Origin of the sequence: Myxococcus sp. AM011 (assembly GCF_013372595.1) — a bacterium.
GTDB lineage: Bacteria > Myxococcota > Myxococcia > Myxococcales > Myxococcaceae > Myxococcus > Myxococcus eversor.
The window spans coordinates 19,299-29,198 of the sequence record NZ_JABXEM010000136.1 but is presented as its reverse complement, the minus strand read 5'-3'; the positions used below and the strand labels follow the sequence as shown (position 1 = coordinate 29,198).

Below are 9,900 nucleotides of genomic sequence, written 5' to 3'. Positions count from 1 at the left end.
GTGGACGGGGTGGGCCAGCGCGCTCACCGGCTAGGGGTGGAGCATCCTGGCGGAGCCGATTTCAATAATCGGTTCAGAACGAAGGAGTCGAACCTTCAACCTCAAGATTACAAGTCTTGTGCTCTCCCATTGAGCTAGTTCTGAGAAGTCCCTGGTAGGGGCTACTCAAATGGCTTTCAAGGCGGCCGGCCTGACGCAACCGATGTGAGGGAGACACCGCGGACGATGGACCCGGGAACACCCTGTCCGGCACGGGAGCGCAGAGCGCCCACGTCCAGACTCGGGAGCCCAGGGACAGACCCGTGACACCTCTAGAGATGCGTCGGGGGCGAGGGACGCCACCGTGACGCGGAGGCTGACAATCATGTCGAAGGCCGTGCTGGGCTGGGTGCTTCTTGCCTTGTTGCTGGGGTGTGCGAGTGGTCCGGAGGTAGCGCGAGGGAGGGGTCCTCCGGAGGTGCCGGATGCGGATGCCTCCTACGTCGAGCCCTCACCAGCGGAGCCGACGGAAGGGAGGGCAGGTGCTTTCCTTCCCGTGGATTGGGAGCAGCAGGTTCGAGGTGTCGCGGTGGATCCTCTCGAAGGAGCCATTGCCACCCGACCGGTGCGGCGTGCGCCTGGCGGGGGGACGTTCCGACGTCCGCCGCTGCTGAACCCTCGTCCCACGCCTCTTCAGGTCCAGGTCCGGGCGCGAAGAACCGTGGATGCCTCACTTGTGCTCCAGGCACGGCAGCTCTATCTCCAGCGACTCAAGGAGGCGCAGGCCACGTATCCGAACAGCGCGGGATACGAGAACCACCACCTCATCCCCATGTATCTGGGGGGAGCGAAGGACGGTCAGACGTACCGACTGCCCACCGCGTACCACAAGGCCATCACCCGGGCGTTCCGGGAGGAGTGGCAGTATGGTCAGGGGCGGAGGCCGGACCCACAGGCCCTGACGGACATCCTGGTGCGCGTCTACTCCAGGTATCCGGTTCCTCAACTCATCGGAATCTCTCCCTAGAAGATGCGCGAGACCATCGAGTTCAGGATTGCGGAAGAGCGGGCCCAGCGGTTCCTGGAGCCAGGGCTCGGGACGCTGGTGAACGAGACGTTGAGGAAGGTGGTGCTGCCGCGCGAGGACCCTCGCGTACAGGAGATTGGCGCCATCGAGCGGAAGCTCCGCGAGCAGGGCAGCCTCTTCTTCACCTACTGGAACATCGAGCGCCGCTACTCAGCCACGGAGCTCAAGTCGGCGGAGCTGCTGAACCTCATCATTCGCACGTCGTTCGAGCCGACGGGGGCCATGTGCGGCACCGGCTATGACGAGTCCGTGGCCTGCGAGTATTGCGGTGCCGGTGCGCGGCAGACGACCGCGCTCATCCTCGACACGCGACGCATCGCCAAGAGCAAGGACATCGCGCAGACGCTCGCGGGAGAGGTGGTGGTCTCCTCGAGATTCGTGGAGACATTCCAGAAGGCGGGACTTCGAGGCGCGGAGTTCCGTCCGGTGATGCATGGGGGAGGCAAGGAGCTGCGAGCCTCGGATTGGTATCAACCCGTCGTGACCTCGAAGCCGCTGCGGCTGGCTGCGAAGATGTTGGCGGGAAACAACCCCTTCGACCTCGACGAGCGTGGCGAGCACCGGTGCCCGAAGGGCCATGTCGCTGGACTCAATCAGCTCTCCGAATTGTATGTGGAGCGAGCCAGTCATGATGGCTCCGACCTCTTCATTACAGACAAGCTCTTCGGGGACAGGCGGGGCGAGCTTCGCCCTGAGCCTCGATGGCTCATCTCCCCACGACTGCGAGACGTGCTGACAGCGATGAACGCGAAGGGCCACGCTCTGGAGATGGCTCACGTCGTTTGAGGCGAGGGACCTCGCGGTGCACCCTCGCCCCGAACGTCGATGGTGGCTACTCCGCCGCGCCCGGAGGCACGGACAGCAGTGGCAGGGGCACGGAGGCCGTCTGTGATTGCGCCTGGGGCTCGACGGACGGCTCGGGCTCCGTGGGCTCGGCGGGCTGCATCGGCTGGCAGCTCGGAGGCTCGCTCTTCGTGTCCGCTCCGTTGGCCGTGGTCTGCTTCGCGGCGCTCTTGGAGGGCAGCGCGCACATGGTGCTCGTCGGCGTCGCCACGATGGGCTTCGCCACTCGAGGATTGCTCCGCTTCGCGGCATCTCCCCGGGCCCGCGAGTCGCCTCGCGAGTTGGAGTCGCTGCGCGTGTCAGCCTTGCCTTCGCTCGTGGAAGTCGACGTGGCCGTCGCCATCGCGGACGGAGTCGGCCGCTTCGCCGCTTCGCCGAGTGCGTTCGCCAGCCGCCCGTTGCTCTCGTGCATCTGGTCCCGCGCCTTGTCCAGACTGGCCTGAGCGTGCTCGCGCTGCGCGTCCATGCTGCTCTGGAGCCGCTCGCGCTCCTTCACCAGCGCCGACTGGGCCTCGTCACGCTGCGCATCCAGCTTCGTCCGGTACGACTCGCGCTCCTGCTCCTGATTCGCGCGCAGGCTGTCGCGCTCCTTGGAGACCTCACTCAGGCGCTGCTCCAACTCCTTCTTCTCCGTCGAGAGCATCTTCTCCGTGGTGACCATGCACGCCTCGAGCACCTTCTCGTCCGGCTCACGCGTCGGCAGGGGCTCACCGCGATTCCAGGCCACCATCGCGCTGCTCTGCCAGCGGTAGTCCGCGTGCATCACGCACTCCTGCACCAGCCGCGTGAGACGGTCCTCTGACCACTCCGGCTTCGGTCGGGCGCAGGGACCCACTTCTTCCTTGAAGCTGGAGGGGAAGGTGCGGACCTGCTTCACCCAGCAACCGTCCCGCTGCTCCACCTTCACTGACGCGCACCCACTGACCGCCACCGCGAGCACCACCGCAGCCACATGCTTCATGACGCCCCCGCCTTCCATCCCGCCCGCCGGCCCGTACTCGCAAGCACGGTAGGAACGATGGAAGGCCCCGCCCATGCGGCCGAGCCCCTCCGCGCATGGCGCCTGTTCTCGGCTCAACGCACTCGGGCAGGCGAGCGAGCATGCCTCGACCCACCCCGTGTGCGCCGCTCAACGCTCGCACCCTCCGAGGGGAGTGGGCGGCCAGGCATGCGCTCCACCGCCACCCAGTCTCAGCGAATCAAAGCCCCCGTGTGCACCAGCAGCTCAGGTCCACCCGGAGCCCCATGTCCCGGGATGACGATGCGAGCCTCGGGGAAGCGCTCCTTCGTGCGCTCCAGGCTCGCGGGCCAGGCCGCGAGGTCCGCGTCCTCCACGTTGCCCAGGTCCTTCGCCTCACCATCCTTCACGAAGCAGCCACCGAACAGCACGCCGCTGCCCCGATGCCACACCACGATGTTGTCCGGCGCGTGGCCCGCACCGGGGAAGAACAGCTCCACGGGCCCCAGCGTCCGTTCCCCCGAGAAGGTCTCCGTGGGCGCGGGCCGTCCACGCTCCGTCGAGAGCTTCACGGTGTCTTCCAACCCGTACACCGGGATGTTCCGAGCCACGAAGACAGGGATGCCCGCCGTCCGGTCGCCGTGGAAATGCGTCGCCACGGCAGCGCGCACAGGCTTGCCCAGCGTGTCTTTCGCCCACGCCACCAGGTGCTCCGCCTGTGAGGGATTCCAGCCCGTGTCGACGAGCAGCGACTCCGCGCCGTCCTCGACGACCAGCCCGTTCGCCGGATAGCTGTCGAAGTCAGGGCCCGACAGCGTCGTGTGGACCCAGACCCCCGGGGCGATGCGGCGCACGGTGACATCAGGCGCCAGCGTGTACTCACTCGGGCCCGTGTCCGAGGCGGCCGCCGTGGAGGGAGGCCGCTCGGGCGTCGAGGTGCACGCCGGAGCGAGCATCAGCATGGGGGCGAGAACGAGGGCTCGGAGGGTGTGCGAGGCCATGAAGGAGGCTCCTGAAGCAGTGCGGTAGAAGGTGCGGCTCACTAAGCCCCGTCGCCAGGAATGGCCGTGCACTGGCCCGTGACAATCTGGGGGCGCTCATCCACCCATTGCCAGACGCGGCTGTAGCGAAGCCTGGCTTCGAACGGAGTGCCGCCGTGGGTTCCCGCGACCGACGCGCTGACGATGACCACCGCGCCCGCGGAGAGGTATCGGATGATGGGCTCCGATACCTCCAGTCGCGTGAAGCGCAGGACGCCAGAGCGGTGCGCCGCCAGGTCCATCTCCTTGTTGAACACCTGTCCGGTGTGGTTGACGAAGACGAGGTCGTCGGAAATGAGCGCGTCGAGCGCGGCGACGTCACCCCGGAGCATCGCCTGCCGCAGCGACTCCTCTGCGGCGAGGAGGTCTTCTTCCGTCATCATCCGTGGTGCTCCCTTGTCTCCATGCCAGGCATGGTGGAGTCTGTAGCGTCGCGAGTCTGCCTCAGCCACCTACGCGGGGTGTGCCCCTTTCGAAGCGACGACGCTACCCCCGCTCCACGTCCCACCAGCCGAACCACATCGTCCGCTCCTCGGTGAGCTGTACCCAGCCCGGGGCATGCACGTAGTCGCGCGGCTGCATCCCCGCCTCCACGACGGCGCGAGCCGTGTCCTCGAAGGAATACAGATGCAGCGTCACCGCCGGGCCCGCCGTCTGCACCTGGCGCGTGGAGGCCTCGTGTCCCTCGAAACCGGGCCGCTGCTCCAGCACCGTGAACAACATCCGCCCACCGGGGGCCAGCGTCGCGGCGAGGTGGCTCAGCACTCGCGGCAGGTCCTCGCAGAAGTCGAGGCAGCCGATGGCCAGCACCACCTGGAAGCGCCCCCACTCCTCGGGAAAGGGGCGGTGGTAGCTGTGCACGTGCCACGCGCCCTCGGGCCGCGCCTGTCGCGCCAGCTCCAACATCTCCGGGGACAGGTCGACTCCCACCACATCGATGGACGCATCCAGGCCCCGCGTGTGGAGCCCCGGACCGCACCCCACGTCGAGCACCCGACACCCTGGCGTCACCGCTTCCGTGAGGAAGCGCTCCACGCGGCCCTCATACCGATGAAGCACGGGGAAGAGCGCCTCGTATGCCGAGGCAATCTCTCCGTACACCTGCTTCACGTCCTCTTCCTGCGCATCCCGCGACATGGCGCCGCAGCCTATGCACGAGCAGGGCCCGGATGGCGTGGAACACACGCGGACACTCCGTGTGGAGAGCGTCACGCGATGAACGCGGACCCCTCCACCGCCGCGTCATCCTGGTCTCGGCGCGCCACAGCCTGGGCAGAACTTCGCACCGTCGGCCTGTCTCCAGGGTGTGTCCGGGATGCAACAGGGCCTCGCCAGTACGACGAGGCCCTGGTCCTTCAAGCGCGACTCAGTTCTCGACCTGACGGAACACCGCCATCGCGCGGCCCACCAGCTCGAACTTCCCCTGGGGCGTGACTTTCTCCCCGCCCCGGTTGTCGTCCGCCGTGTAGAGCGCCAGCTCCCACCGGTGGCCCGTCGCGGCGGCGGGCACGGTGAAGGACACCGGCTCATGGTGCGCGTTGAGCAACACCAGCACCGCGTCGCCGATGATGCGCTGGCCCCGCTCGTCCGGCGTGGGGATGGCATCGCCTCCCAACAGGAACGCCAGCGAGCGCACGAAGGGCTTCTTCCAGTCCTCCGCGCTCATCTCCGACCCATCCGGACGGAACCACGCCAGGTCCTTGTGCTCGGAGTCCCAGAGGTGCGTGCCCTTGAAGTAGCGCCGCCGCTGCAACACCGGCTGCCGGTGCCGGAAGTGGATGAGCTTCCGGGTGAACTCCAGGAGCTTCTCGCGCCGGGCGTCCAGCTCCCAGTCCACCCACGACAGTTCGTTGTCCTGGCAGTAGGCGTTGTTGTTCCCCCGCTGCGTGCGCCCCATCTCGTCGCCCGCGACAATCATCGGGACACCCGTGGACAGGAACAGCGAGGCCAGGAGGTTGCGCTTCTGCCGCTCGCGCAGCGCGATGACACCCGCGTCCTCCGTCTCGCCCTCCACGCCGCAGTTCCACGACTGGTTGTCGTCCGCGCCGTCGCGGTTGTGCTCGCCGTTCGCCTCGTTGTGCTTGTGGCTGTACGTCACCAGGTCGTGCAGCGTGAAGCCGTCGTGCGCCGTCACGAAGTTGATGCTCGCCTGCGGCTTGCGCCGCGCCTCCGCGTACAGGTCCGAGTTGCCCGTCAGCCGGTAACCCACCTCGCTGGCCTGGTTCTCGTCGCCCTTCCAGTAGCGGCGCAGCGCGTCCCGGTACTTGCCATTCCACTCGCGCCACGGCGCGGGGAAGCCGCCCACCTGGTAGCCGCCGAGCCCCACGTCCCACGGCTCCGCGATGAGCTTCACCCGGCTCAACACCGGGTCCTGATGGAGAATCTGGAACAGCGCCGCCCTCGGGTCGAACCCGCCTTCCCCCGTGCGTCCGAGCACCGTGGCCAGGTCGAAGCGGAACCCGTCCACATGCATCTCGTTCACCCAGTAGCGCAGGCTGTCGATGATGAGCCGCGCCGCGTTCGGGTTCGACGCGTTGACGCTGCTGCCGCACCCGGTGAAGTCCAGGTAGTAGCGCGCGTCCGGCATCAACCAGTAGTAGCTCGCGTTGTCGATGCCCTTCAGCGACAGCGTGGGCCCCAGGTGGTTGCCCTCGCACGTGTGGTTGTAGACGACGTCGAGGATGACCTCGAGCCCCGCGGCGTGCAGCGCGCGCACCATGGACTTGAACTCGGCCACCGCCGCGCCCGGCGTCTTGCGGCTGGCGTAGTACTGCTCGGGCGCGAAGAAGCCGAGCGTGTTGTAGCCCCAGAAGTTGGACAGCTTCTTGTCGTTGAGGAACGAGTCGTCCGCGAACGCGTGCACGGGCAACAGCTCCACCGACGTGACGCCCAGCTTCTGCAAGTGCTCGATGATGGGCGGCGAGGCGAGCCCCGCGTAGGTGCCGCGCAGGTGCTCGGGCACGTCGGGGTGCTTCATGGTGAGGCCGCGCACGTGGGCCTCGTAGATGACCGTCTTGCGCCAGGGAATCTCCGGCCGGCGGTCATTCCCCCAGTCGAAGTAGTCGCTCACCACCACGCTCTTGGGCACCCCCGCCGCGCTGTCCCGCTCGTCGCGCGCCAGGTCCTGCTGAGGGTTGCCGAGCGGATAGCCGAACACCGGCTGCTTCCAGTCCACGTCGCCGTGCAGGGCCTTGGCGTACGGGTCCACCAGCAGCTTGTGCGGATTGCAGCGGTGCCCCTTCGCCGGCTCGTACGGGCCGTGGACCCGCAGGCCGTACAGCGTCCCAGGCTCCAGGCCGGGCACGTAGCCGTGGTGGACGAAGTCCGTGGCCTCCGGCAGCGGGAAACGTTCGATTTCCTTCGTTGGATTCGCGGGGTCGAAGAGACAGACCTCGATGCGCGTGGCCACCTGGGAGAAGACGGCGAAGTTCACTCCCGTGCCGTCGAAGGTGGCACCACGCGGCCAGGGCTTGCCCGGCCATACTTCCCTGCTCATACGGGCTCTCGATTCCTCTTCAAGGAAATTGCCCGCTGAATGTGGGATGGCCCCCGCGTACCGGCAACCGTCAGGCAGCGACAGCGTGGTCCAGTGAGCGCCAGGTCCCCAGCGCCCAGTCCTCCTCCTCTGGATCATCGAAGCTCACCACGCACAGCGCCCGGTGCCTGCCCGAGCTGCACACCGCCGTCAGCCGGCACTCGCCCGGCTCCATGTGCAGCGAGGCGCGGCCGCTCACCCGCTCGCCCCGGTGCTCCAGCTCCATGGCCCGACGCTCCGCCGAGGTGGGGACGAGGCCGTCCTCCGTCGCGTCTTCCAGCGGGACGAAGCGCACGCTGCGCCGATGGTCCCTGGCCACCCAGGTGCCGTCCTCCAGGTGCGCCTCCGCCAGCGAGCCCGGGATTCGAATCTCCCACCCCGCCGGCAGCGCCACCTGCACCGCGCCTCGCCGGTAGCCGATGGGCGGCCCCTTCGCCGCGTGGAACGCCGCGTGCCGGTGGACCAGCTCCGCGAGCGTCCCACCCACGCCCAGATAGCCGAGCACCTCGCGCCACTCGCGCCAGGGATATGCCAGCTCCGGGTCCTCCCGCCACGCCAGCTCCAGCGCGCGCGCCACCTCGCGCATGAGCCTTCGCTCCTCCTGCAGCAGCGGCGGGCGCCACACGACTTCCGTCCACAAGCGGCACAGGGCCCGGCCCAGCCGCGCCTGCGCGCCCACGCCCTGCTTCCACCACGGAAACACATCCATGCCCACGCGAGGGTCCTCGTACACGCGCCGCATCCAGCGCTCGTCCCGGGGACCCAGCGGCGTCAGGAGCGCGCCGGGGTACTCGAAGGTGTGGCCGAAGCGCATCGACATCGCGAAGCCCGACTGACCCCGGCTGCGCAGGCGCAACACCTGCCCCACGGACTCCTGGAGCCACGCGAGCATGTGCACCTCCACCGGGCCCGCGTCGTCCGTGTGGAAGTAGCCCGTGGGGTCTCCCACCCCCATCGCCTCGTCGGGCTCCGCCCAGTGCAGGTGCAGCGCCTGCCCCATCGCCTTGAGCAAGTCACAGAGGAAGACGTGGTAGCCCGGGCCCACCGCCGTCGTCTCCGCGGAGATGACGACGCGAGCGCCGCTGGCCGCGAGGATGGAGACCTCCCCCGCCGCCGGATGCAATCGCAGGCGCAAGAGCGGCGCCCCGTGGGGACCCGCGCTCAGGTGACTGCCCTCCAGCCATTCCCTGGCGTTGTCCTGGAACCATTGCTCCACCTGTTGTAGCCAGGCGCGCGAATTGTCGGGTGACGACGTGAAGGGCACATCCCCTCCACGCCGGCCGGCCAGCAGCAACTTCACACTCATCACGCCTCTCTCGGGTTGGATTCAGGGTGCGGGGAGACCAGACACCTCTCCGGGCCTTGTCAGGAAAGCGCGTTTCGCCTTGAAGGTGCCACCGACCCCGGGTCCCTGCCGGCCCGTGCTCCACGTCGCGCGGAGGCACGAGCGAGCGTCCTGCCGCCCGTTCGCCTGTCTGCCGTTGCCGCAATGACTTTCAGTGAAGGGACTTCCGTGGCCCGGAGGCTTGGGGGCCACGGAAGTTGAAGAGAGGTTCAGTTCTGGGTGGTGGCGGCGGGCGCGTCCTTGCGCGCGTTGGCGGCGACCTTCTCCGCGATGCGGGCCCAGTCGGCGTGCTGGCGCACGGGGTCCAGGGAGGGCTCGGCGTTCAGCGCCGCGGTGGCGGCGAAGCCCGCGTCGGCGGCGCGTCCCAGCCAGATGATGGACTCGTCCTGGCTGCCCGCGCGCGCGGCGATGACGCCCGCGTAGAAGAGGCCATCCGGGTGGCGGAAGCCGTCGTTCCACGCCTTGCGGTAGAGGAAGAGCGCGTCCTCGTAGCGGCCATCCTCCAGCAGTTTGTCGGCCTCGGCGCCCAGCCGGCGTGACTCGATGGCGTCGGGCGGCACGGGGCGGGGGACGGGCCCGGAGGGGTTGCTCGGGTCGTTGGTGTGGGTGGTGGCGCAGGCGGTGAGGTGGAGGACGGCGAGGACCGTGAGGAGACGGCGCATGGCGGGAGTGCTCCGGGGTTGAGGTTGAGAAGGTTTCCGGCGGGGACGCTGCCAACACCTGAGCGGCCATTCAAGCAGGGGCTCGATGCCCGGAGCCTGGAGGACCCCCACGTTGCGGGGAAAGGAGGCCGTCATGAGCAAGAAGGACGTGTTGCACATTCCGCCCGATGCCCTTCCCACCATCCCCAAGCGCGAGGCGGGATTCGAGGACGAGTCCTCACCGCGTCGCGCTCCCCCGACGCTGGAACCGGGCACGGGGCCCGGAGGGACCCCAGGGGCGGATGCGGACCCACTCATCATCGAGCCGCAGTCAGACCCCGGCCGCTACCCCGGGACGAGCGTGTCCTGAGCGTCACGCCGTGAAGCGCGCGAGGCCCGCGTCCGACAAGGGCGCGGGCCTTTTGCTGTCCGGGAGGGCCATAGGGGCGCCGCGTGCCTGGAGTGGCGGGGC

At 68.5% G+C, this 9,900-nt stretch carries 10 protein-coding genes and 1 tRNA gene; 3 read left to right on the top strand and 8 right to left on the bottom strand.

The features are described from left to right. Positions 1-72: 72 nt before the first annotated feature. Positions 73-144, bottom strand: a tRNA-Thr gene (locus tag HUW62_RS26390). A 556-nt stretch (positions 145-700) separates the two neighbouring features. On the opposite strand from HUW62_RS26390, the gene HUW62_RS26385 reads away from it, so the two are divergent. Beyond that, on the top strand, positions 701-1,006 hold the full coding sequence (locus tag HUW62_RS26385; RefSeq protein WP_163863721.1) for a hypothetical protein: 306 nt from the start codon (positions 701-703) through the stop codon (positions 1,004-1,006). A 3-nt stretch (positions 1,007-1,009) separates the two neighbouring features. Then, positions 1,010-1,852, top strand: coding sequence for a hypothetical protein (locus HUW62_RS26380; RefSeq protein WP_163863720.1), 843 nt, complete (start codon positions 1,010-1,012; stop codon positions 1,850-1,852). A 46-nt stretch (positions 1,853-1,898) separates the two neighbouring features. Here the strand turns inward: HUW62_RS26380 and HUW62_RS26375 are convergent, their stop codons facing one another. The 7 genes from HUW62_RS26375 to HUW62_RS26345 all read right to left on the bottom strand — a co-directional run bounded on the left by HUW62_RS26375 (position 1,899) and on the right by HUW62_RS26345 (position 9,449). Beyond that, positions 1,899-2,870, bottom strand: a complete 972-nt coding sequence (locus HUW62_RS26375) for a hypothetical protein (protein WP_176435959.1) — start codon at positions 2,868-2,870, stop codon at positions 1,899-1,901. A 230-nt stretch (positions 2,871-3,100) separates the two neighbouring features. After that, on the bottom strand, positions 3,101-3,868 hold the full coding sequence (bla, locus tag HUW62_RS26370) for a subclass B1 metallo-beta-lactamase (RefSeq protein WP_163863718.1): 768 nt from the start codon (positions 3,866-3,868) through the stop codon (positions 3,101-3,103). 41 nt (positions 3,869-3,909) lie between these two features. Then, complete coding sequence (locus HUW62_RS26365) at positions 3,910-4,290, bottom strand: nuclear transport factor 2 family protein (protein WP_176435958.1); 381 nt, start codon at positions 4,288-4,290, stop codon at positions 3,910-3,912. 103 nt (positions 4,291-4,393) lie between these two features. Continuing rightward, positions 4,394-5,044 (bottom strand): bifunctional 2-polyprenyl-6-hydroxyphenol methylase/3-demethylubiquinol 3-O-methyltransferase UbiG, encoded by a 651-nt coding sequence (locus HUW62_RS26360; RefSeq protein ID WP_163863716.1) that lies wholly within the window; start codon positions 5,042-5,044, stop codon positions 4,394-4,396. 229 nt (positions 5,045-5,273) lie between these two features. Beyond that, the gene (glgX, locus tag HUW62_RS26355; protein ID WP_163863715.1) at positions 5,274-7,403 is read right to left on the bottom strand and encodes a glycogen debranching protein GlgX; all 2,130 of its coding nucleotides are present in this window, start codon (positions 7,401-7,403) and stop codon (positions 5,274-5,276) included. Between the two features lie 70 nt (positions 7,404-7,473). After that, positions 7,474-8,748, bottom strand: coding sequence for a hypothetical protein (locus tag HUW62_RS26350; protein WP_176435957.1), 1,275 nt, complete (start codon positions 8,746-8,748; stop codon positions 7,474-7,476). Between the two features lie 248 nt (positions 8,749-8,996). Next, entirely contained in the window at positions 8,997-9,449 is a 453-nt protein-coding gene (locus HUW62_RS26345) for a hypothetical protein (RefSeq protein ID WP_176435956.1), read from the bottom strand. 133 nt (positions 9,450-9,582) lie between these two features. Between HUW62_RS26345 and HUW62_RS26340 the strand changes: the two genes are divergently transcribed. Then, positions 9,583-9,798 carry a hypothetical protein gene (locus tag HUW62_RS26340; RefSeq protein WP_240356187.1) on the top strand — a complete coding sequence of 72 codons (216 nt, stop codon included), beginning with the start codon at positions 9,583-9,585 and terminating at the stop codon, positions 9,796-9,798. Positions 9,799-9,900: the final 102 nt, after the last annotated feature.